A 23,544-nucleotide genomic window follows, 5' to 3' on the forward strand; every position below is an offset into this window, starting at 1 on the left:
TTTTTTTGAGCAAAGGGTTACGGTTAACCGACTTTTACGAAATCAATGACCATCGGCTTTTGCAAGCGGTTTTTCCTCAGGTTGACGGTGCTGAACTTCATTGGAGTGTTCGAAATGGTTATCAGGATCTTTTTCCGCATAACGGGCCAATGCCTTGGCAGCTGTCTCGGACATTCGTTCCCGCAGCACCGTGTGGTCAGCGATTCGAACCCGTTTGCCGAGAAAACGCATTTTGGATAAGACATAATCCATCTCATTCCGTGGAACGGTCAGCTCGATCCGATAGGTTTGCTTGGTTTCCATGTACTCGACCTGTTTCTCAAAGCAGGAGAAGGCATAGAGGATTCGGGACAGCTCCTGATTGAACTGGGGCAGAACTTCGATGGTGATGGTCGTCTTACGTCTCTCCGTTATCGCAGCAATTCGGGCAGTGTAGCCCGAAGCGGTATCCGGATCAACCGGTTGGGCTTCGACAGTAACGATGCTGTGCAGCTTGGTAGACATGAGTTTGTCGAAGCGAGGGGCGTACCAGAGCACATACCATTCTTTTTTGACCATGGAATACTCCAGTTTATACGGGAAACCAAATTCATCATGGCTCGTGCGTCCATTGCGGACGCGACCCGTCATTCGAAATCCCTGATGATGCAGAATGATTAGCCGTAACGGTCGAAGTAGTGGATGAGAGACACTGTTTTCTTCGCTTTTGGCTTTTTCGGTCAGGTAATCCTGAAGGTTCAGGTCCTGCTCACCATTCAGCATGTTATGCATTTTATCCAGCGCTACAGGGCTCAGCGCTTCTCTTGCCGCAGGGTGATTCAGCATCATGCGAAGCCAGGCCCGTTCCTGTGAAGTCCAGGTGAACAGTCCGGTTTCATTCAGTCGGGTCATCATTTGGTAATTGAACATCTTCTCGAACAGATTCATAATATGCCGCAATCTCCTTCCATTCCTGAATCATCTCCTGGCGGAGTCTCTGCGGTGCGATGATTTCACAGCTTGAGCCAAAACTCCGTAACCACGGTTTGATCTCGGTGGTACCGTTGACCTGGATTTCGTAGAGAAAGGTATGATCCGTTTCGGGTATGATCTTGCCCCATTGACCTTGCAGACGAACCCGATCCAGAATGAAGTTGCGCTGACCTCGCTCCGGGTGGAAAAAGCGTGCTTGAACCGTCACGGTATTCCCCGTATCCACGAGCCAACTGTAGCGACTAATGTTGGTCCACTGCTGCTTCAATTCAAGCAAGTATTCCTCTTCTACTGAATCCTGTTCCTCCAGTTGGGTTATGCCTTCCATGCGGAATTTCACAAAGCCCCGGCGGCCTTGATATCCAATGACATACCACCGACCATACTGATGGTCATAGATCACTTCAAGGGGCACGATCTGGTTGGATCGTCCACCTGCTTCCCGTTCAAAGCGTGGATTTGTATTCTGTGAACTATAGCTGGATGGTTTTTTCGGTGAATAGTATAGGAACTGCACACGTTTACGCTGGCGAATTGCACTAAGCAGCGTGTAGAGATGAGCTTCGTCCAGGATACGAGAATAGTAGTGATACTTATAAATATAGGGTTCGGTAGCTTCTTCTTGCGGAAAACTTGCCGTAATGGCTTTCTTCAGACTGTCCCGCAATAAATATCCCTGTACGGAAGGAACCTGGGTATTTGCCATCATATCTACAAAATCATACAACTCCAGCTGTTCCTCCACGGTTAATTCGGTAAGGACATCTTGTTCTAAAGTATATCGATACGGTCTGCCACCGGGCTCTTTTCGAATAACGCCAACCTCTTCCAGGTACTTCAGATCGGAGCGAATGGTTTTCTCGTCAGGTAACGCCAGATCTTCCGGCAGATCAGCACAGCAGGCGTCCAGCAGTTCCATCGCGGTCAGAGATTTATCTTGTAGGGTATGCAAAAGGACAGAAAGACGCTGAACTTCAGTCTCCTTCATCGACTTGGCGCGGAAGAGGAAAAGCAGCATCGGTTCCGCGGATTCTCCATACTGGAAGCGGACGAGATCAGCCATTTCCCGGCTTGCTTCAGCACCTGAACGCTGGTCAGTGACGCTCTGCATGATGTCTTTTAATCTGCGATTGGTTTTATCAAAGGTATGTACGGATATGCCAAGCCGCTCGGCATACTGTTTACGGTTATATGCACCGCTTGTTAGGGATAACATGCGTAAGAACTGAATTTCTTTGTCAAAACTCTCTCTTGCCATGAACATTCACTCCTTGTTATCCCTTCATTGTAGCAGGATGAGCGGCAGGTTTCATTTTAAACTTATGAGGGTCGTCATACTTCTGCCATGTTCGTATGTATCATGCGTGGGTCATAATGAGGGTATGAGCGAGGCAGGGACACACGATTAATCGATCTGGTGAACAATGCGAGAAGAGAATGGGAACCAGTGATACATAAAGTAATGTATTGGTTTCTAAAGGAGGAGACGGACATGACCTACGTTCATGAAGAAATGAGAGATACGATTAGACAACAGCTGAAGCAGATTGAACAGGAGGAGCATGTACGAGTTATCTATGCCTGTGAATCGGGCAGTCGGGCGTGGGGATTTCCTTCACAGGACAGTGATTATGATGTACGTTTTCTGTATGTGAGACCGCTGGAATGGTACTTGTCGATTGAGGATAAGAGGGATGTTATCGAACGTCCAATCAATGATCAGCTCGACATCAATGGTTGGGATCTGCGCAAGGCGTTGAAGCTGTTTCGAAAATCAAATCCACCGTTACTGGAGTGGTTGCAATCCCCGATTCAGTATGATGAACAATACAACGTGGCACAGCATATCCGTGCACTTTCACCGTTGACCTTCTCGCCCAAGTCCTGCATGTATCATTATCTTAATATGGCGAAAGGAAATTTCCGGGATTATTTACAAGGTGAGCGAGTGAGGATTAAAAAGTACTTCTATGTTCTTCGCCCATTACTTGCTTGTGGCTGGATTGAACGTTATGATGCGATGCCACCGATGGCATTCGAAGAGCTGGTGCAAGAACTTGTACCTGCGACTACACCGCTATATACGGAGATTCATGAATTGCTGCGCCGGAAAAAGGCGGGCGAGGAACTGGATCTGGAGGCGCAGTTGCCGGCAATACAGGTTTTTTTAGCGGAGAAGATCGAACATTTTGACAGACTTGCCGGACAGATGGAGAATGAGCAGATTATTCAATTTGAAGAATTGGACCGGATTTTCCGTTTGGCATTACAAGAGGTATGGGAGACCAACAAGAGCTTGATACAACGGAAATCATAAAAGAGAATGGAATTCAATCAAAGGAGGAGAACCGATGCATCTGATCTTAAAAGCAAGCGGCGCTGACGCGGGGGTTGTATCCCATTTGTTAGCGAAGAACCCACTGAATATATATGACCGCGTAGACAAAGGTGTGCGTGTAAGAATGGTGTACACTACGGCTACAGAGAACGAAACGGAAGTGTTGATTCATGCCGAGCCAGATCCTGTGGACCTCGTCAGAGGTACACCTGATGGTTATGACATTACGCAATATATCAATGATCGTGAGTTCGTGACCAGCAGCCTGTTCTGCTCCTACATACGTGCGGCGCTTGGGACGGCCCTGAATGGTAAGCCGAAGGAAGACTATTTACAGTGGGTGAATCATGCATTTGAACTGGAACTGAAATTTGGCCCGGTGGCCTCAGACCTGCCGGATCGGGTTGTGGAGGAATTATTCTCGTCATTAGGCTACGCAGTTTCGGTGGAACGTGGAGAACTATCGTACTCATTTGATCTGAAAAATAAAAGCACGGTTCGCCATATCATCCTGCGTGGTCGTAACACGGTACAACATGCATTGCGTCAGCTTTTTCTGCTGATTCCAGTATTGGATAATTACAAACATTATTTCATCAGTGAAGATGAGATCGATAAAATCAAACGTTATGGTGAAGGGTGGCTGGATGCTCACCCACTGAAAGAACTCATTGTGAAGCGTACGCTGCGTTTTGCCGAATTGATCCGACAGTATGAGCGACAAGAGGGTGCTTTGTCTGCGTCTCTTGGACAGGTGGAAGGATTAGGCCACACCTCGGACACTGCTATTCTGGAGAATAAAGCAGGGCATCAGGAAGAAGGAGAACAAAATCAACGTGTGCAATCTGAACAATCTGAACCTCCTGTGCGGTTAAACGAGTTGCGTTATCGTGCGATTACAGATGTGGTTGCAGCGTTACCAGTCAAACGAAGCATTGTGGATATGGGAGCGGGTGAAGGAAAGCTGTCTGCCCGTTTGGCATACATTCCAGGTGTGGAGTCGATTCTGGCCGTTGAACCTTCCGGTCAGTCACGGCTTCGGGCCATGGAGCGTTTCGCGAAGCTGGAAGGTCGTTCTGGAGTGGTGGCTATGCCGGAGCCAATTATCGGTTCACTTTTTTATTTTGACGAACAGATGCAAAACCAGGATGTCATGATCCTGTGCGAAGTGATTGAGCATATTGAGGAATATCGTCTGAACGGAATTATGGATACGATCATGAACGAATATCAGCCAGAAGTGTTGCTGGTCACTACGCCAAACAAGGAATATAACGAAGTGTACGCAATGGAAGAGGAGAGCTTCCGTCACCATGATCATCGCTTTGAGTGGACTCGTGCGGAGCTGGTTGCCCGGTGTGAGGAATGGACGCAACAAGGGAACTATGCCTATGAAATTAAGGGTATCGGTGAGCATGCAGAAGGCTATGGACAACCTACCCAACTGGCCATTTTTGAGCGGAGAAAGGAGAGCCAATCATGAGGAGGAAAATGAGACTTAACGAAATATCAGATACGGGCAGAGGACAGCAGGGTTGGGAAAGTGGGACAGAGGAAAGACAACGCGAGATTCGTCTGCCTCATGCAGGTATCGTTGTTCTTGTCGGCCCATCTAACAGTGGCAAAAGTACGCTGCTGGATCGTCTGGTCGCAGAGAGCGTCATTCGCCGCACGGAAGCCGTCTCATCCGATCAATTCCGCATGCTGGTTGGAGATGATGAGTATGTGGATTGGAAACATCGTCCCCGCAGTGAAGCGGATGTGATCTATGCGGAGTATCAGCAAGTGTCGGCCAAAGCATTTGAAGCGATGGAGGCGATGCTGGCAACTCGCTGCCGTCTGAACAAGCTGACCTGGGTGGATGCGACACATCTGTATCCCGAGGATCGCAAGCGCCTGATTCAGGTGGCAAGGAAAGCTCATGTTCCCGTGATTGCTGTGGTGCTGGATATCCCTGAAAAGGAACTGCTGGAACGTGATGCCCGGCGGGAGTATCCGCGTGGACGTCAACGAGTGAAACAACAGGTGCAGCAGTTCAAGCGTACATTGCGCTCGATCCGTGAGGATGGCTTCGATGCCAGCTATGTGCTGAAGCAGCCGGATGAGATTACGTTTGTTCGCACATCGAATCCGCTGGTGACCGACATGGGTGCAGGTATTGATATCATCGGAGATATTCATGGTTGTTACGATGAAATGATGGAATTAATCATTCAGCTAGGGTATGTGGACGAGGATGGAGCTGATCTGTACCATCACCCTGAAGGACGCAAATTGGTCTCCGTTGGTGACGTAACGAGCCGTGGACCTGAATCGTTAAAATGTCTGTTGTTCTGGCAACGGCATTGTGCCGCCGGGCTCGCCTACATGATTGACAGTAATCACGGCTGGAAGATCGCACGTTATCTGGATGGTCGTGACGTTACGCTGAGTCATGGTGACGAACGGGTGGAGATGGAACTGCTACAGCTTGAGCAGGAGCAAGGTCTAGAGACAGCAAAGTTAGTACGTACGGAGCTTAGAACATTTCTGCTTGATGCACCATCTCATCTGGTATTTTCCCGAAATGGGATAAGACAGGTGGTTGTGACACATGCAGGAATTCGAGATCATTTTATCGGAAAACAGTCCAAACGCATTCAGGATTACTGCCGGTATGGAGATGTGGAAGGTACCGATGAGCAGGGGCGGCCTGTGCGCAAGGATTGGTACGTGGATCACAATTCGGGTGAATGCATCGTTTGGGGACATGATCCTCGTCCATATCCTACGATTGTGAATGATACGGTCAACATTGATCAAGGTGTCGTTTTTGGTGGCATGCTCACTGCTTGGCGAATGCCAGAACGTGAGGCAGTCAGTGTTCCGGCGAGGCAGGATTATGCGGGAGATCCGGATAGTCCATTAAAGCGCTGGGAACAGCGGCGATTTGCTCCGCCCAACATACGTAAGTTCAAGGAGGGTTTCACGGTTCAGACAGCATCCAAACTGGATGTTTCTGTGCACGGTGAGGTGGCGAAGACGGCGATTGATACGTTTTCTCATTATACCGTACCGCTGGAAGAACTGATTTACATCCCGCCTACGATGAGTCCGCCGCCGGGTGTATGTTCTGTAGAGGGATACCTGGAGCATCCAAAGGATGCGTTCCAATATTATGGCTCACAGGGCGTTACCCGTATGGTTGCCGAGAAGAAACACATGGGCAGCCGGGCCATTTTGCTGCTTTTCCGCGATGAGCAAGCTGCGGTGCAGCGAGTGGGCCGACCGATGCTGGGGAACATTGTGACCCGGACGGGCCGATCCTTTTTTGACTCTTCGACAGAGCAAGATGTGCTTTCCAGATTACATGCGGACTTGATCGCAGATGGTTATTTTGATCGTCATCAGACGGAGTTCGTTTTGCTTGATGCGGAGATCGTACCTTGGAATCTGAAGGCGCGTGAGCTGATTGCTTCACAATATGCACACGTGGCCGAAGCCTCGATTATAGATCGCTCTACGGTGCTGGACAAACTGCACGAAGCTGAAGTGGCAGGTCGGAATGTAGATGACTGGTTGCAGGAGACTGCTGGCAAACTCGCGAATGCCGAGATGTTCCGCGATGTATTCCAGAAATACTGCTGGGATGTGGATGATATAGGGGACATTCGGATTGCGCCGTTCCACACACTGGCACATAGCACGGGAGCATTTTGGGAGCAACCACATGAATGGCATATGGAACAAAACCGTGAGTTCGCCCGGATGTCGACCTTGATGATGGAGACGGAATATCGCGTGATCACAAGTGAGGCAGATGAAGCGGATGTCATTCGTTGGTGGGATGAGATTACGGCGGAAGGACATGAGGGGATTGTGATCAAACCTGAAACGTTCCGCGCCTGGAATAGCAACAAAATCATCCAGCCTGCGATAAAAGTACGAGGACGTGCATATTTGCACATCATCTATGGGATGGATTACCTGGCAGCCGAGAATCTGTCCCGACTTCGTAAACGCAAAACATCCAAAAAGGAACGTCACGCCTTAATGGAGAGTGCTTTGGGCATGGAGGGAATTGAGCGCTTTATACGCAGAGAGCCAATGGAGCGAATTCATGAATGCGTGCTGGCAACGCTATCGCTGGAGTCAGAGCGAGTAGACCCGCGTTTGTAAGATGCGAAGAAGGTAAAAGAATAAGAAATGTGAAGCAGGTTGGGATCTAATCCCAGCCTGCTTTTTTAGTGTATGAACTTCAATAAAGGGAGCACCTTATCAGTCTGTTTGCTTTGTGCTACAAGACTCAAGGTGACAGGAATTAGTCGGTATGTGCAACGGCGCGAATCTCAACCAGTTGATGAGGGAAGGCCAGCCCCGATGTCCCAACCATCGTGACAGCCGGACGATGCGTACCAATGTACTCTTTATACACGGCAACACATGGCTCAAGATGCTCCTGCGGGTGAACCAAAAAAATCTCCAGTTCAGCAATGTTCGACTTGGTCACGTTGAATCCTGCGAGCACGCGATCCAAGTTATCGAGTGTCTGGCGAACCTGTGTTTCAATATCATCGACACCAATAAACGTCCCCTGCATATCATGCGAAAATTGTCCTGCAATGTAGATCATACCGTTAACGCTGTATCCCTGAGCGACGCTGAATGCTTCTTCCCACGGTACACCGTGGCTATAGATTTGAGTTGTAGTCATATGAATCTCTCCTTTGGAATTTAAGATAAGGTTAGTATAAACGGAGAAAAACGACTTGGGCAGTACGCACTTTCATGACAGTGACTATCCAAAAGGATAGCGTGAATACGGTGTTTGTGAGCCTAACGACTCATTTCGGGAAATCTTTATTTCAGGATATTTAATTTAGGTAGAACTAACTTAAGTCCTATATCCTTCCACTAGAATCTGGGTAATAATTATAATAGGCAAGTGATTAATGGAATCTCAAAACGTAACGATAGGGGGTAACCTGTATGGCATCCGTGATTCTGCTGGTAAAACAGACGGAGGACGATGAGAAGGTTATTTATCGATTCGGACCGAATGAGCGTAAGATGGGGCTCATTGAGATGAATAAGATCAAGGAAAGTGTGAGGGAACTGGAACCTGTCCAGGTGGATGGGGTAAGTCCGAGTTTTTTCTTTAACCGAGCCGCGCAGCGACTGGTACGATGTTTATTCAGGGAAGGCGGCAAGTTCCCGGAACGAACGACGTTTGAATCATAGTCCTATGGCAGGCTGCATGACAAGTAGGCTGAGCAGGCAGTTGAGAGTTCATGGGTTAAATAATGGAAGAAGTCCAAGAGACCAAAGGTGGTGGCTCTTGGACTTTTTTTGCGTGTGCTGCACATTTAAGTATGGGAGACAGGGACTACGAAGCGATCGATCCATTCTCGCAATTGTTTACGAAAGGAGGAATTGGTATGCTGGTCAATCTCGATGTTAGAATCATTTTGGCTGGTGGAATCTCTGTTAGTCATGCTCCAGATACCTTGTTCGGTATGAAGCAGCAGGAGAGCTTGATCAGGCAGAGGAATTACATCTTCGGCATAATTGATAATACTGAGGTTATCCACACTACGGCCAGAAGCTTCAAAAGAGTTATGCCATACCTTCAATAACTCGCGTGTTTCTAGAGGTAGCTCCCAATCATCCATGAATCTATCTAACAAAATATGGTTTTCCTCGTTCGTCAGGACAGTCCATTGTTCCTCCGTTATCGTGAACTGAGTAGGTTGATCAATGAATGGTTTGTGTTGCCCTATGTAAAATCGGAACAATTCCTCTTCCCATTCCTCAGGTTCTGTCCAGGTGAACAAATGCACACGTTGATCCACTGGTAAATGATAGAGGTATGTATCGTTGTTATCCGTACTTTTGTGAATGGTTAATACCTTTTCTTGTTCAAGGCTGTCTGAGTACGCTCTAATCATGCTGCGGCTTTGGGCAAAATGCATAAGCATCTTCAGAAACTCCGGCTCGATCTCTATCTCGCTATCTTCCATATGCAAGATGAGACCTTTGGATAAAAGACCGTGTGAGGCAGCCCTTAGAAGGAGTTCCCAGTGTTGTTCAGATAACTCGCCATACATCGGTTTTAGGAGACCGGCTGCAATGTCCTCTGCGCCAAGTGTGGCCAGCGCAAATCCGAATTCTTCAATGGATAAGGTAACAAGTGGTTTATTCATGAGATTAACCGCCTACTTTCTATGTAGATTAATAGATCAAGTTACTTTTTTTTGAAGATCATTTGTGCTCATTCCAGGTTTTTCGAAGTACTTTAAGAATGTCGCTTTCCTGATGTTTCAGTAGACTATACGTATATATTTTATTGCTCTTTCCATCAACCATTTTGAATAAGTAATAGGATGGAGTAGGTTGAATCCATTTGTTTAGTCCCGGTGCTACGAAATCAATGGTGCGTATATCCTTCCAAGATAACTGTTTTCCTGCATTTGTCTTAATGCCAGACAGATCGAAGGAAAATAAGATGTTTGTTCCAAATATTCTCGTGATGTTCCAGATGAACAGACGTCCCACAAACCAAAAGCTTAAGAATGCCGCACTAGTAAAGTACAAGGACTGAAGAACGCTATTGTCACCATAGATAACATCACCAATCAAGACAAGTCCAGCAATGATAAAAAGAGCAGATATCAGCGTATGACGAATTGCATATTTGCGTTGGTATGTAACGAGCTGCATGGATACCTCCTAAGTATTATCTGAAGAGTTTACTAACCCATCTAATCCCCTTTTCAGCCGCCGAGGCTATATGTTTTCCGGCGTAACTACCTATAGCTCCGCCTACATAAGCTCCAACTGCTGTTCCGGCAGGCCCGGCGAACGATAATAGCGTCCCGCCAACAATAGCCCCGGCTCCGGCAGAGGCAGACTTGATCACGATATTCGATGTGGACACGGCGAGATCCGTTTTGGTTAATGTTCCTTCCTTATACTTGGAGACCGTTTTGACCCCTTCATCCCAAACATTAAGTCCTACGTTGATAGGGAACAGTTTTTTGCTTATCATTGTAGGTATTTTGGAAATTTTCATACCGTATTGACCTTTATTCACACCGGCAATAACATTGCGGGTCCATTGACTGAAGCTGTTGGCTTTGTTGAAACCAAGCCCGATATCACCTACTTTTAAATTACCTGCAAGTCGATCAAAGCCCTTTAATCCTTTCATGACCAGTCCCGGGTTGCGGAATTGTTTATCCAGTTTACGTGCCATGTTACTCAGAAAGGAATTCCCCTTTCCCTTCACCCACGGGGCATTATGGACTTTGGCACGGCTAGAGTTCCGGGGATCTACTTTGAAATGAACCGTTTTGGAGAGTACCATGGACGTAGCCAAAGCAGAATATAATCCTGTTCCAATCAGGCCTACATTTCCATGAATTCCATTAACTATATTCCAAGACTGACTTCCTTGATCATATATATCCGATAGTGTCGTTTTTACATCTTTCCCAGAAGAGGATTGACTTGAACTGGTCTGTACACCATGCCCCTGAGATTGATCCGCTTGGGAGAAACGAGTTGCGATGGTATGTAGTTCCGTGCCAATCGCAGAAACTGAGCTAGAGAATCTTTCCATTTGCCGATGTGCCACCTGAAAGTTCTGAAAGAAACGCTCCTGTGTGATTCCTGACCACTGGCTTTGTAATGTACTTATATGTCTGCTTAAATTGTTAATCATGCTACGACTATGTTCCGAAGCTTGAGCAAATTGGTTGGAGATTGCCTGAAGCTGCTCAGGCGGTACAATAATCCTGGTCACGACATTCACCTCGTGGAAGATAAAATTAAGGATTTCTACAGATTATGTATAGATCAAAAATGAAACGCTGTGAAATATTTACCCATTAATTTTAAAGGTCGAAACGTATATTCGCAACGGATAATAAGGAATTGACGCGCAAAACAGTCCTTTGGTTGGGTTAAATAAATGCTTTTCGTAAGACTTTGTTCCTGCAAATGGGACGAAGAGTATAAACAAAGAAGCCCACAACCACCTATAGGGGGCGTGGACTTGTAAATTTTAGTTGGGTCTTAATGGAGGGATGTACTTATGGACATTCCCCATCTAGAACGTTTTGGCATAAGAGATCAGTGCCGTAATCGTAATGATATTAAGCAACGTTGAAATCAACACCGTCTGGGCTGCAAAATCGGGTTCGTTATCGTATTCTTCCGCCAGGATGGATGCGTTGACACCGGTCGGCATACCCGAAGCGATAATGAGTGCCTGTGCCGCGATGCCTTCCAACCCTAACATGAGCACAATCGAAATCCCGATCGCGGGGCCAATCAGGAGACGCAAAAATGTGCTAATATACACATCAAGACGATACAGTCGAATTGGATATTTTACAATCTGTGCTCCGAGTGTCAGCAGCGCTACAGCGACCATACTTTGCTGCGCATAGGTCAGCGGCATGGACAGGAACGTAGGCAAGGGAACCTTCCACATATGGAACAGAATCCCCAGCAAGAGTGCATACGGAACAGGCATTTTGAGAAATCCAATAATCACCGCACGGTAATTACCTTTGAGCTTCGCGCCCTGAATGGACAACACGCCATAGGTAAATGTCAGTAATGCCTGCAAAGACATGACCAGCGCCTGAATGGAAGAGGCGAGTGGATCGCCGCGGAATACCAGTGCATTGATAGGCAGTCCATAGTTGCCTGCGTTATCCAGCATAATACTGTTGTTGAAGGCAGCCTTCATGCCTTTATTCATTTTAAGTGAGCGCGCAACTACAGAACCTACAATATAGAGAATCAATACATATATTGCGTAAAAGAGTGTCACAGTCCCGAGCAGTTCCCCGGACATATCCGAGTGATACATGCTCATGAAGACGGCTGCGGGGGTAATACAATAGAAATTGATTTTGGCGAGGGTGTACAAGTCCAGCTTGAACACCTTTTGCATCCAGGACCCGACGGCAATCAGGAGAAAGACGGGCAGGACGACTTCAAGCATGATGTCTGTAATCATTAGGTCAGCTTCCTTTTTCATGAAAATTTCAATCCGATTTCGAAAATGCTTTGCTTATTATATCATTTTATACACAACCGAACGTGGGAATAGGCTAAAAAAGATCAGGAGGGGTTGCATCATGATTCCAGATCATCTGGATGTTGGTTTATCGATATTGTTTATTGGTTTCAATCCGAGCATTACGTCTGGAGAGACGGGTCATCATTATGCTTACAAAGGAAACCGGTTCTGGCGCATCCTTGAACGATCGGGATTAACCCCGCGTTTATATGATGCACAGGAGGATGGAGAGTTGCTGAAGCTGGGGTACGGATTCACCAATATCGTGGCCCGGCCCACTAAAGGTATGGAAGATATTACGAAGGAAGAATATGCAGAAGGACGCCAGATTTTGCGGCAAAAGCTGGAGGAATACCGACCGGACATCGCCTGTTTTGTCGGAAAAGGGGTGTACACCCAGTACAGCAAACGTGCCAAAGTACAATGGGGATTCCAGGATGACCCGGTCGTCAAGGAAATTCAGGAATTCGTCGCTCCTTCGTCCAGTGGACTCGTGCGCATGTCGATGGATGAGATTGTGGCGATCTACTCCCAGCTTGCTGATTTTGTTACGGAGAAGAACAGGGAAGATTAAGAGGCAAGTAAGCAGAGTTCACCCAGTCGGCTTCGCCGATAAGGGCGAATTCTTTTTTTTGGATAAAGTGAGAGGTTTCGGGAACGGATTCCGTCTATATAGTACAGAACCATGCATGGAAGCTGTAGAGAAGGGGGATTACATGACTCAACAGATACCGGAGGAGGAGCTTATTCAGCGCATTGTTGCAGGGGAGAAGCAGTTATTCTCCGTGCTTGTGGATCGATATAAAAATAAAGTCTACGGCATCATGCGCGGAATGGGCGCGAGTCATCCGGATGCACAGGATCTCGCTCAGGATACATTTATTCGCATCTATCGTTATCTTCCGTCGAGGCGGGAGGGGAGCAGTTTCTCATCTTGGGTGTACACCATTGCGGTGAATCGGATGCGGGATTTTATACGGGAAAAGAAACCCGTCATGTCTCCGGTCGATCAGGGGATCGAACCTGTCAGTACTGAAACACCGGAAAAGCGTGTGCTGCATAAGGAGATGCAGCGTGAAATATATCGACAACTCGAACAGTTACCTGAATCGTATCGCCTGGTGTTATTGCTGAAGTACACAAACGAGTTGAGCTATGAAGAGATTGCGGACATTACAGGCATGAGTCCAACCAAAGTGCGTAATGCCCTTTATCGCGGGAAAAAAATGCTGAGGAAGCAAATGGAACGCAAAGGAGGTTTAGCCACGTATGAAGCCTATTTCAAAGGATGAAGATCGGTTGTGGGAAGAGCATCTGTATCGAGAGGAGCCGGATGCGGATTTCACGCTTAAGGTCATGCAGAAGCTGGATGGCGTGTCCATGGAAAATGGAGAAGATGAGCATCCATTCGTGAAAAAATCCAAGAGAGCGCATTGGATGCGCTGGACGGGTATCGCTGCAGCGGCAGTTGGGATTCTTGCGGGAGGGGCTTGGTTTGCTTTTGACCGAACAGCAGAGCCAGCACAACCCGCGGTAAATGCTGTGGATCGTCTGCCATTGCCTAACATACCTGTGCCTGAAGCATTGAAATATTCCTATTTTGCGGATGATTATAAACGTCTTAAACCTCTTGGACTTGTGGTTAATCCGGATATCAATATCAATGACCAGGGCTACACGCTTAAAATTGAAGACGTGCTTGTAGACCGATCTCATATGGTAATGACCATGCAACAAACAACACCTGATGGATTAGGGGTATCACGATTTCTGCCTGAGTTGGGGAGAATTCATGTTACGGATGAAGAGGGGCGACAGGTTGCCACTCTTGCAAGAGATGCAAGAACAAAGGGCCCTCTAACTGAACGATTGTTATTCCAGTTTCATGATGAAATTCCGGATCAAGTGGTCGTGCGGGGTGAACTGCGTAATTTAAATGTGGGCAGATATTATGATTACGAGAAGAAATCCTACGAAGATAGAGATGTTACGGTGGATTGGAGCTTCAAATTCAAGATCGATATGACCAAAGCCAAATCATTGGCTGTTGAAAATTCTATGGATAACACATATACGACGCCAGAAGGACTAAAGCTCGATATGACACAGCTTGTACGTACGCCAAATGGAACCCGGCTTGACCTGAATGTGAGTCTGGATGATGAGCTCCGTGCTAAAGTTGATGAGAATTGGGCGAGCTATATGAGTATCATCTACCATCTTGAGATTCCTGAAACAAATGAATATCGAATTTTCAATGGGATAAGACCAGATTCCCGTCAAGCCAAGTTTCGGCTCCAAGATCTGAGTGACATAAGAAATGGTGGACCGTTGAAGTTGTCTGAGACATGGGACCCTGCATTTGTTACGGTAGATGCGAAGAACATTCGCTTTATTCTGGATGGTTACACCCTCCCGGTGAAGGAAGAGAAATCAGTGGAAGTTGATCTGGAGAAGAGGCGTAAGGATACGAATTTTTATACTTTTGCACAATTTGAACAGCTTGGAGATAAAATATTATTCTATGATTTTGAGTACGAGCCACTGATGGAATCGTATGATCCTCCGAAGATTGATGTAAAGGAAGGGTATTCACTAGTTCTAAAGGGGAGTGGGACGTTCCGAAATGCTTTCATGGGTGATCGCTGGGTTGCAGTAGATTCGGATGGAAAAGAGTATCCTGTTGAAGTGAACGGTTATCCGGATCAGCCTAACAATAACGGTGAATACGTTGAAGATGATCTGCAGTTGAAGATTCGTGGCTTTAACGAAGAAAAGGGTACAAAATTCACTTTGAAAAGAACCGTAGTCGATAGAGAGTATCGTGATGTGAATTGGGAAGTGGATCTTCCATCGTACTATAGCCTGCCTTGGCTGAAATAACCATAGTACAATCCCCAGCCATGAAGTAAATGAAGCTTTGAATAGATGATGTAAGGATGGATGGATGGATCAATAGATTTAAGTGTGAATGTAAAAGAGAAATATAAGCATACAAGCCTAATATACGAAAGAGGCCCTGCATATATGCGAGGCCTCTTTCGTATGCACCGGACTTCACGGGGAGAGCAAATACCTAACGAATTCATCTTAAGAACAGAGCGATTACCTTTCCGAATTACGCCGATTCCCTTGGAATCAAGGTGGTCGATAACATCACCGTTTCTTTCGGTGTCCCCGGGCGTTCAATCCGGCGTTGTAAAGCTTCAACCGCACGCTGCCCGAGTTCCTCTTTACACAGATTAACTGTGGTCAGAGGCGGGGAAGACGTAACGGCAGAATGTACATTGTCGATACCGATGACAAGGCAATCTTTAGGTGTGGAGATGCCCATCTCCTGTAATTTGTGCATCCACTGCAAAGCAATATCATCATTAACACCAATCCAGGCATCGGGACGTTCATCATCTGGCATGTTTTGAATGGTGGCAGCCAATTGGTTGACCCATTCCCCATTCTCATATGGGATGTTCCATTCCCTGAAGCTGGTAATATGACTGGTATCCACATGGAAATGGTTCAAGGCCAACTCAATCCCGATCTTCCGCTGCGCGAAGCTCGCAGCACGACCATCATCAGTGATAAGGCCGATCCGTTGGCAATTCATAGACAATAGATATCTAGCCACGGTGATGCCAGCTTCCAGATTGTCGTGGCTGATTGTATCACAATTCAGCAATGGTTCCTGATGATCTACGAGAATAATAGGTCGTCCCGTCTGAGAAAGTCTTTGCAGTACCGTATGAGGAAAAGCACCCATGACAATAATCCCTGCACAATGTTCCCAGTCCAAATGAGGAGCAATCGCTTTTTCGGGAGAAGTGTTCTCGTCCGTCACTCCAAGTGAGGGCGATACAATGGCATGATGCCAACCACGTTCATTACAGGCGGAGATCATGCCTGACAGAACACGTTGCCAGTAATGGGGTTCACCGCGATTGAGCTGATTCATGCATATGAGAACAAACGGGGGATCGGACAGGTCCGTATGGTTTGCGGCAGCAGGACTGTTGGTAGCACCCGGAGTACTTTGGCGATATCCCAAAGCCCGAGCGAGTTCCAGTACCCGTGCACGTGTTGCTTCACTAACGCCCGTCTTGCCACTGAGGGCGCGGGAGACGGCATATTTGGATAATCCGAGCTGGTCAGCCAGCGTCTGAATGGATACTTTGCGTGACATATCATTACTCCTTCATTTGACGATCATCTTCTGACACAGTACACTTACAAATAATACTGTTATTATAATTTATCATAACAAAAATAACAATAGAGTTGGGGTCATATAGTCAATCTAAACCAATCTATATATGTTGAACTAATCATTTACACGATAACGGAGAGGACAGAAAAAAATTGACAAAGCGAAGCGTGCGCCTTTATCACCAGATTTCCCCTTGAGAAAGGGGATCGAAAGAATCTGGGGATAACAGCGATTGGAAAGTTGCTCTGTCATCGTAGTGCCAGTGTAAATAATCTTTTATCAAATTATACATAAAACCTCAATTCAAAGGAGACAACATCCATGGAACAGTTCAGATTACCAAAAATCCCTATGCCGCATCTGGAATTACCGCAAGCTGTGCAGGATATTCTGACTGAAGCGGACGAGCGTTTGCAACATCGACCGAGGTTGCTGGCTCAATTTCGCAATTGTTTTCCCAATACGCTGGAAACGACTACAAAGCTGCTCGATGATGGAACAACCTTTGTGATTACAGGAGATATTCCCGCCATGTGGTTAAGGGATTCCGTAGAGCAGGTCATGCACTATGTTCCACTTGCGAAGGATGACGAGAAGTTGCAACGTATCATTGGAGGCCTGATCAAACGTCATACGTTCTACGCTGATATGGACATCTATGCCAACGCATTCAATGAAACGGCGAATGGATGGCATTGGGATGCCAATGATGAGACGGAGATGTCACCGTGGGTATGGGAACGGAAGTTTGAGCTGGATTCTCTATGTTTCTCCATGAAGCTGGCTTATACCTATTGGCGGGAGACGGAACTTACGGACATATTCGATGAGCGATTCAAGAAAGTGATGGAGAATATCGTACAACTATGGGAGACAGAACAGCATCACACAGAGCAATCACCTTACCGGTTCATGCGTCGTAATTGTCCAGCCCATGATACGCTGCGAAATGAAGGATTGGGTATGCCCGTGAATTATACGGGAATGATCTGGTCCGGATTCCGTCCGAGTGATGATGCCTGTGATTTTCATTATAATATTCCGGCGAATATGTTCGCTGCGGTAACCTTGCAGCAGATGGGGGAGATCGCGAAGTGGGTGTTCCGGGATGAACAACTGGTAAGCCGGATGGCTCGATTGGAAGAAGAAATACGACATGGGATTTCCTTGTACGGTACTTACCGTCATCCAGAGTACGGGCAGATCTATGCCTATGAAACGGACGGTTACGGCAACTTTTGTCTGATGGATGATGCGGGCACGCCTGGACTGATGTCCATCCCGTATATGGAGTATGCTTCGATTGAAGACAGGGTGTATCAGAACACACGGCGATTCATTTTGAGCAAGGAAAATCCGTTTTATTATGAAGGGAAGGTAGCCAAAGGAATAGGTAGCCCCCACACCCCTCCGGGATACATCTGGCACATGGCGTTATCCATGCAGGGCTTAACCGCAGACAATGACGAGGAAATGCTGGCCATGATTGGATTACTGGAGAACACAGATGCAGGTACTGGATATATGCATGAAGGCTTCCACGCCGATGATCCCAACACGTTCACCAGACCATGGTTCGCCTGGTCCAACAGCCTGTTCTCGCAGTTGGTGTACAAGGCAATGAAAAAAGGAATTCTATAAATGGTACATTTAAAAAAAGAGTTCTTACTGCTCGTAAAGCGGCCGTTTCGGTTACGAATCGTTCTTTCGATCGCTGTTATCCCCGGATTTCCTGATCGACTTTTGTAAAGTCGAAATCCGGTGATAAAGGCGACCGCGTTGCTTCTTCAGAATCGATTTCGTTCCCTGCACTACGTCGCGTTTCATCAGAAACTTTTTTTGTACCTTGTATAGGAAAGGGGAGTAGGTAAAAAAATCAGGAAAGCCCAAACTGCTGAACTTTGCAGTTTGGGCTTTATTAATGTGCGCCCGGCATGGGCGATAACTAGGCGGTGAAAGTCCGCTACAGGCTTGGCAGTAGGAACTGTTAGCCAAGGGCAAGGGTGTCGGTCGTGAGGCCGAATCTGAAGGAAGCCGGAGGCAAACCCTCGGTCTGACGAACAGAAATCACATACAAGGCATGATGAGATGGATGAGCTTGCATTACAAAGCGAAGTCCAATACTGCCCGAAATCTCATCATGTAGATGTGGCAGATGGATGAGGGGAAAGTTATCGCTCTTACCCGGGGAGGTCTCACTGACGTGAAGTAGGAAAAAAAAAAAATCCGAAAGACGGAGTAAAGCTTGTGGTGAGAAGTCAGCAGAAGTCATAGTACCGGAAGTTTTTTTTTTTTCGGGAAGGACTGAACAATCGTAAGTCTTGAGTACAGACTGAAAGGAGAGTCGATGCGATGAAAGCAGAATACCGAAAGGGCTACCGGCAAAGAGATGGCGTGGAACGCGAAGGGTATGCCGGAGCGCGGAGTATCGAAACTCGGGAAAGTAGAGAAAGAGACGGTGCAAAAGGCCTGATGGAACGCATCCTGAACAGAGACAATCTGAACCGGGCGTATAAACAGGTCAAACGCAACCATGGTGCGCCGGGAATCGACGGAATGACCGTGGAGATGGCGTTGCCGTGGTTGCGCGAAAACAGAGAGGAACTCCTGCAAAGCATTCGGGAAGGCAGCTACAAGCCAAGCCCGGTGCGGCGCAAGGAAATCCCTAAACCAGATGGAAGTGGCGTACGAAAGCTGGGCATCCCGACGGTCGTGGATCGGGTGATTCAACAAGCGATCGCACAGCAACTGCAACCGTTGTTCGAGCCGCTCTTCTCGGACGGAAGCTACGGCTACCGGCCTGGGCGAAGCGCGCAACAAGCCATTGGAAAAGTCAAAGCCTATGCGGAGAAGGGCTACAGACATGCAGTCGAAATCGACCTGTCGAGATACTTCGATACGTTGAACCACGAGCTTCTTTTGAACTTACTGCGAAAGCGAATTCAGGACAAAAGTGTCATCGATCTGATCAAGAAGTACCTGAAAAGCGGCGTTATGGAGAATGGCATACGCCGGAGGGTGGAAGAAGGATCCCCACAGGGTGGACCGCTATCCCCGCTCTTAGCGAATATCTACCTGAACGAATTTGATCAGGAGATGGAAGGTCGAGGCGTGAGAGTCATTCGCTATGCCGATGACATCGTTGTCCTCGCGAAAAGCAGAAGAGCCGCCCTACGACTGCTGGCATCCAGCCGGACGTATCTGGAAGAAAAGCTCAAGCTCCAAATGAACACGCAGAAAAGCAAGGTGGTCAGCGTCGTGGCGCAGAAGCACTTCAAATTTCTCGGATATGCGCTTGGCAAGAACGGGAAGGGGGTGTACATCCGTGCACACCGCGAATCCCTGGCCAAGGCAAAGCGGAAGCTAAAGGAGCTAACGAATCGAAGCCAAGGCAAGAGCGCACGGCAGGTCATGGAGAACGTAAAAGTCTACATTCGGGGATGGATCGGCTATTTCTATATAGCGGATATGAAGCGAATTCTGCAAGGCTGGAATGAATGGCTGCGAAGACGAATGCGGATGTATATCTGGAAACAGTGGAAAAAGCCTCGAACAAAGGTGCAGAACCTGCGAAAGCTGGGGATACCGGAGTGGCAGGCCTACCAATGGGGGAATACCAGGCTGGGCTACTGGCGAATCGCCGGAAGTGCAGTGCTGAATCGCTCTGTAACAAACGAAAGGCTCGCACAGGCAAGGTATTATAACTTCCCTGCCCAGTACGAGCGTCTTCGACAAGTGCACGCAAGCGGTTGAACCGCCGTATACCGAACGGTACGTACGGTGGTGTGAGAGGTCGGCTACTCAACTAATGGGTAGCCTCCTACTCGATTGAAAAACACAGGCGCTTCGCTATGTGTTTTTTAGCAAATCGGCGATGAATACTTTCTGGCCTGTGCGTGCGCTTTCTAAGGATGCGAGGACCATAGCCATGCTGAACTGGTTATCGCTGCAATCGGTCTCAGGCAGTCGGCCGGATTCCAGTGCAGCGAACATGTCTTCCAGGCAGCCGTGGTGTCCTGTTTTCTCCATGATTGGCAGTTCCGCTTCAATCCGCTCACTTGGCTGGAAAAAGGATGGTTTGCCGTCGGCATCCAGGCTTTGCGCAGCAACCACCTCAGCATAGATGTCATCATGACCATCCCAGATGGCGGTTCCTTTTTCACCGATTACGCGCCAGCTTGCTTCCCATGATGTGGGTACACCTTCTGCGCACCAGGATCCGCGATAGTTGAATACGGACCCGTCAGACATCTCAAATATACATAACGCCATCGCATTGCCCTGATACCAGGAACCTGGAGGATTGAACTCATGGCAGTACACCGATACTGGGTTGGCTCCGAGAATATATCGTGCCTGATCAAACGTATGTATTGCCATATCGAGCAGCAGCGGGCTATCCATCAGATCCCGGAATCCACCGAAGTGTGGCCCGAGGAAAAAGTCTGCCCCTGCGTAACCTACCTGCCCTATAGCTCCACCGGAAATGAGGTGCTGGTAGGCACGGATCCGCGGATCGAACCGGCGATTCTGCATCACGGCTTGAATACGTCCCGTGCTACGAGCGGTTTGCACAATATCCGTGCAGTCGGAGAAGGACTCCGCAAGGGGTTTTTCGCCAAAAACGTGACATCCTTCCTTCAGCGCTGTCATGGCAATGCCATAATGGCTCGCCGGAATTGTGACATCGAATACGATATTCGCACCAGTCGCTTGAATGGCCTCACGGATATCGGTAAACGTAGGGCAGGTGAGGTCATGTCTTGTAGCGAAAGCAGTAGCAGTCTGCTCATACAGATCAACTAGCCCGACGATTTCCGTATCCGGTCTTTGCAAGGCGTATTCGGCCCATGTGTTCGCCATGGCACCGCAGCCAGCGATAATTACCCGATAAGGATGACTCATGTTCTCATCTCCTTCGCATGGATTGTGTTATACAGCTGAAATGGTTTCTTCCTCGGAGTCTTCAAATCATGAGGTTTCCTAAACCGGATTGGGCACAAAATCGCCACCACGGCATTGTTTCAAATACCGTAATGCATGTACCTGTCCGGTCATTTCGAGTTCGTCTTTGTAGACGGGATCATGCCAGCCTTCGATATCAATCGTGCCCTGATAACCGTTCTGACGCAGAATAGTGATAATGTCTGCCCAGTTGTTATCCCCGAAGCCGGGTGTGCGGTGCCAGACAAATTCCCGTGGACCGTGTACGCCGTATTCCTTGACAATATCCCAGGCAATCGTGGCATCTTTGCCATGGACGTGGAACACTTTGTGAGCCCATTTGCGTAGCTGTGGAATAGGATCGATCAGGCTGGACATTTGATGGCAAGGCTCCCATTCCAGCCCAACATTTTCATCCGGAACCGCATCAAACATCATCTCCCAAGCCGTCGGGTTATGGGCAATGTTCCAGTCGCCTGTCTGCCAGGTGCCTCCCATATCACAGTTTTCAAAAGCAATGCGTACACCCCGGTCTGCTGCCCGGCGTGCCAGTTCACCAAATACTTTCTTGAACCGGGGGATGGACTCGTCAATGGGTTGATCGGTCAATCGTCCAGTGAATCCGGAGACGATATCTGCACCGAAGAGCTGTGCGTGGTCAATCACTCGTTCCCAGCTTGCCAGTGTATCGGCGTTGTCCCCAGCTCCCGTGAGCGGGTTACCAAATACGCTCACCGCGGAGATGACAATGCCTTGTTCGTCCACGATTTCACGGACACGTTTGGCCGTCTCAGTCAGATCCAGATCGCCAGTTGTTTGCCAGAAGGTCAGGTTAAATGATTCGAAGCCGTGTTGCATGATCTGCGGGATAACGCGGACGGCGTCCTGCCCGCCTACAAGAGTACCGATGCGTAATGATTTATTCATGGTTGAATTTCACTCCAATATTGGCTTATAGTACTTCGTGACACACTCATTATAGCCGTGGATTAACGGGATGGCTCTACACAATCTTGTGTAATAATAGTCGGATCTTGTGAAGAGGGGGAAGAAGTCGTGCTGGATCTGAAAGCGCTTCACGAAAATACCCGAATTGACCATAAATCACATCCATTTCAGCTGTTCCAAAATCGATGTTCAGATATGAAAGTGGAAGAATGCATTCTGTATTTGCATTGGCATGAACATTTTGAACTGATTGTCATGCGCAAGGGCAGTGCGCTGTTTCATATTGATAGCAAACCTTATGTAGTTCAAGCAGGTGAGGTCATCATCATTCCCGGAGGCACATTACATGTTGGATATGCTCTGGATGAGGGGGATGTGCATTATGATTCCGTTGTGGTGAACCGTGCCTTGTTTCATGACTTCACCCATGATCCTGTGCATGAGCAATATGTTGCGCCGTATCTGGAAGGAAGGGTGAGGTTTCCGGTCAAACCGGCAGAGGAAAACACAGCTTGCACAGGCTATTATTCTTTGTTGAATGAAGCCGTAGAGGAAATGGCGTTACAGCCCCCGGCTTATCAGCTCGTGGTGAAGTCCAAGCTGCATGCCTTATTCACCCTGCTTGCGCGAACCTTTATGCCGCAGCAGCTGCCGGATCGATCGGTGGGATCGTATTTTCCAAACCGCGAACGCTTCAAGCAATTAATTGCGCAGATTGAAGCGGACCCTACAGGCAAGATGTCTGTTACGGAAGCAGCAAGTCATGTGGGACTGAATGCGTATCACTTCTGCAAAATGTTCAAAAAGCTGACCGGACGTACCTTTGTGGAATACGTGAACGGGTGCAGGATGAGTGAGGCCGAACAACTGTTGCAAGGCAGCAGTCTGACCATTACGGAGATCGCCGCCAGAGTAGGCTGCGACAACGCCAACTATTTTACGAAGTTATACAAACAGTACAAGGGCATGACCCCTTCGCAGGGGCGGGGGAGAAAAGAAGGTTGAGCACGGTCAGTTTGGCAGCAGCCTCGAATAAAATGTCCATAACGAAGGTTGTAGACATGT

At 47.8% G+C, this 23,544-nt stretch carries 20 protein-coding genes; 10 read left to right on the forward strand and 10 right to left on the reverse strand.

Annotated features, from left to right (window positions below; genetic code table 11):
* Positions 1-42: 42 nt before the first annotated feature.
* Both ABTV53_RS05045 and ABTV53_RS05050 read right to left on the reverse strand, forming a co-directional pair.
* Positions 43-927 carry a WYL domain-containing protein gene (locus tag ABTV53_RS05045; protein ID WP_433751354.1) on the reverse strand — a complete coding sequence of 295 codons (885 nt, stop codon included), beginning with the start codon at positions 925-927 and terminating at the stop codon, positions 43-45.
* Positions 875-2,230 carry a helix-turn-helix transcriptional regulator gene (locus tag ABTV53_RS05050; protein WP_433751357.1) on the reverse strand — a complete coding sequence of 452 codons (1,356 nt, stop codon included), beginning with the start codon at positions 2,228-2,230 and terminating at the stop codon, positions 875-877. The genes ABTV53_RS05045 and ABTV53_RS05050 overlap by 53 nt, the downstream gene beginning before the upstream one ends.
* Positions 2,231-2,464: 234 nt before the next feature.
* Here ABTV53_RS05050 and ABTV53_RS05055 point away from each other — a divergent pair, with 234 nt between their 5' ends.
* Genes ABTV53_RS05055 through ABTV53_RS05065 form a run of 3 tightly spaced genes read left to right on the forward strand, consistent with a single transcriptional unit; the run spans position 2,465 to position 7,468 of the window.
* Positions 2,465-3,289, forward strand: coding sequence for a nucleotidyltransferase domain-containing protein (locus tag ABTV53_RS05055; protein WP_433751358.1), 825 nt, complete (start codon positions 2,465-2,467; stop codon positions 3,287-3,289).
* Between the two features lie 34 nt (positions 3,290-3,323).
* Entirely contained in the window at positions 3,324-4,793 is a 1,470-nt protein-coding gene (locus tag ABTV53_RS05060) for a 3' terminal RNA ribose 2'-O-methyltransferase Hen1 (protein WP_433751362.1), read from the forward strand.
* The gene (locus ABTV53_RS05065) at positions 4,790-7,468 is read left to right on the forward strand and encodes a polynucleotide kinase-phosphatase (protein ID WP_433751364.1); all 2,679 of its coding nucleotides are present in this window, start codon (positions 4,790-4,792) and stop codon (positions 7,466-7,468) included. Before ABTV53_RS05060 ends, ABTV53_RS05065 begins: the two co-directional genes overlap by 4 nt.
* A gap of 142 nt (positions 7,469-7,610) precedes the next feature.
* Here the strand turns inward: ABTV53_RS05065 and ABTV53_RS05070 are convergent, their stop codons facing one another.
* The gene (locus ABTV53_RS05070; RefSeq protein WP_433751366.1) at positions 7,611-8,003 is read right to left on the reverse strand and encodes a RidA family protein; all 393 of its coding nucleotides are present in this window, start codon (positions 8,001-8,003) and stop codon (positions 7,611-7,613) included.
* A 275-nt stretch (positions 8,004-8,278) separates the two neighbouring features.
* On the opposite strand from ABTV53_RS05070, the gene ABTV53_RS05075 reads away from it, so the two are divergent.
* On the forward strand, positions 8,279-8,530 hold the full coding sequence (locus ABTV53_RS05075; protein WP_047841868.1) for a hypothetical protein: 252 nt from the start codon (positions 8,279-8,281) through the stop codon (positions 8,528-8,530).
* A 125-nt stretch (positions 8,531-8,655) separates the two neighbouring features.
* On the opposite strand, the gene ABTV53_RS05080 is transcribed toward ABTV53_RS05075, so the two are convergent.
* The 4 genes from ABTV53_RS05080 to ABTV53_RS05095 form a co-directional block, all read right to left on the reverse strand.
* Positions 8,656-9,492 carry a hypothetical protein gene (locus tag ABTV53_RS05080; protein WP_433751369.1) on the reverse strand — a complete coding sequence of 279 codons (837 nt, stop codon included), beginning with the start codon at positions 9,490-9,492 and terminating at the stop codon, positions 8,656-8,658.
* A gap of 58 nt (positions 9,493-9,550) precedes the next feature.
* A complete protein-coding gene (locus ABTV53_RS05085) occupies positions 9,551-10,009 on the reverse strand; it encodes a hypothetical protein (protein WP_433751371.1) in 459 nt (152 codons plus the stop codon).
* Between the two features lie 16 nt (positions 10,010-10,025).
* Positions 10,026-11,093 carry a WXG100 family type VII secretion target gene (locus tag ABTV53_RS05090; RefSeq protein WP_433751373.1) on the reverse strand — a complete coding sequence of 356 codons (1,068 nt, stop codon included), beginning with the start codon at positions 11,091-11,093 and terminating at the stop codon, positions 10,026-10,028.
* 306 nt (positions 11,094-11,399) lie between these two features.
* Positions 11,400-12,320: an AEC family transporter gene (locus tag ABTV53_RS05095; RefSeq protein WP_433751376.1), complete on the reverse strand. Its 921-nt coding sequence runs from the start codon at positions 12,318-12,320 to the stop codon at positions 11,400-11,402.
* Between the two features lie 121 nt (positions 12,321-12,441).
* On the opposite strand from ABTV53_RS05095, the gene ABTV53_RS05100 reads away from it, so the two are divergent.
* The 3 genes from ABTV53_RS05100 (at position 12,442) to ABTV53_RS05110 (ending at position 15,266) form a co-directional block, all read left to right on the forward strand.
* Positions 12,442-12,957 (forward strand): mismatch-specific DNA-glycosylase, encoded by a 516-nt coding sequence (locus ABTV53_RS05100; RefSeq protein ID WP_433751379.1) that lies wholly within the window; start codon positions 12,442-12,444, stop codon positions 12,955-12,957.
* Positions 12,958-13,099: 142 nt separating this feature from the next.
* On the forward strand, positions 13,100-13,675 hold the full coding sequence (locus ABTV53_RS05105; RefSeq protein ID WP_433751381.1) for an RNA polymerase sigma factor: 576 nt from the start codon (positions 13,100-13,102) through the stop codon (positions 13,673-13,675).
* Complete coding sequence (locus tag ABTV53_RS05110; RefSeq protein ID WP_433751382.1) at positions 13,653-15,266, forward strand: DUF4179 domain-containing protein; 1,614 nt, start codon at positions 13,653-13,655, stop codon at positions 15,264-15,266. The genes ABTV53_RS05105 and ABTV53_RS05110 overlap by 23 nt, the downstream gene beginning before the upstream one ends.
* A 235-nt stretch (positions 15,267-15,501) precedes the next feature.
* Here ABTV53_RS05110 and ABTV53_RS05115 read toward each other — a convergent pair whose 3' ends face one another.
* On the reverse strand, positions 15,502-16,563 hold the full coding sequence (locus tag ABTV53_RS05115; protein ID WP_433751384.1) for a LacI family DNA-binding transcriptional regulator: 1,062 nt from the start codon (positions 16,561-16,563) through the stop codon (positions 15,502-15,504).
* Between the two features lie 345 nt (positions 16,564-16,908).
* On the opposite strand from ABTV53_RS05115, the gene ABTV53_RS05120 reads away from it, so the two are divergent.
* The gene (locus ABTV53_RS05120) at positions 16,909-18,228 is read left to right on the forward strand and encodes a glycoside hydrolase family 125 protein (protein ID WP_433751386.1); all 1,320 of its coding nucleotides are present in this window, start codon (positions 16,909-16,911) and stop codon (positions 18,226-18,228) included.
* Between the two features lie 711 nt (positions 18,229-18,939).
* The gene (gene ltrA, locus ABTV53_RS05125) at positions 18,940-20,340 is read left to right on the forward strand and encodes a group II intron reverse transcriptase/maturase (RefSeq protein ID WP_433751387.1); all 1,401 of its coding nucleotides are present in this window, start codon (positions 18,940-18,942) and stop codon (positions 20,338-20,340) included.
* 96 nt (positions 20,341-20,436) lie between these two features.
* On the opposite strand, the gene ABTV53_RS05130 is transcribed toward ltrA, so the two are convergent.
* Together ABTV53_RS05130 and ABTV53_RS05135 are read right to left on the reverse strand one after the other, a co-directional pair.
* Complete coding sequence (locus tag ABTV53_RS05130) at positions 20,437-21,492, reverse strand: Gfo/Idh/MocA family protein (protein ID WP_421887649.1); 1,056 nt, start codon at positions 21,490-21,492, stop codon at positions 20,437-20,439.
* Between the two features lie 78 nt (positions 21,493-21,570).
* Positions 21,571-22,458 carry a sugar phosphate isomerase/epimerase family protein gene (locus ABTV53_RS05135; protein WP_433751389.1) on the reverse strand — a complete coding sequence of 296 codons (888 nt, stop codon included), beginning with the start codon at positions 22,456-22,458 and terminating at the stop codon, positions 21,571-21,573.
* 129 nt (positions 22,459-22,587) lie between these two features.
* Here ABTV53_RS05135 and ABTV53_RS05140 point away from each other — a divergent pair, with 129 nt between their 5' ends.
* The gene (locus ABTV53_RS05140; protein WP_433751391.1) at positions 22,588-23,484 is read left to right on the forward strand and encodes an AraC family transcriptional regulator; all 897 of its coding nucleotides are present in this window, start codon (positions 22,588-22,590) and stop codon (positions 23,482-23,484) included.
* Positions 23,485-23,544: the final 60 nt, after the last annotated feature.

This window comes from Paenibacillus amylolyticus (assembly GCF_050990605.1).
In the GTDB taxonomy this organism is placed as follows: domain Bacteria; phylum Bacillota; class Bacilli; order Paenibacillales; family Paenibacillaceae; genus Paenibacillus; species Paenibacillus amylolyticus_H.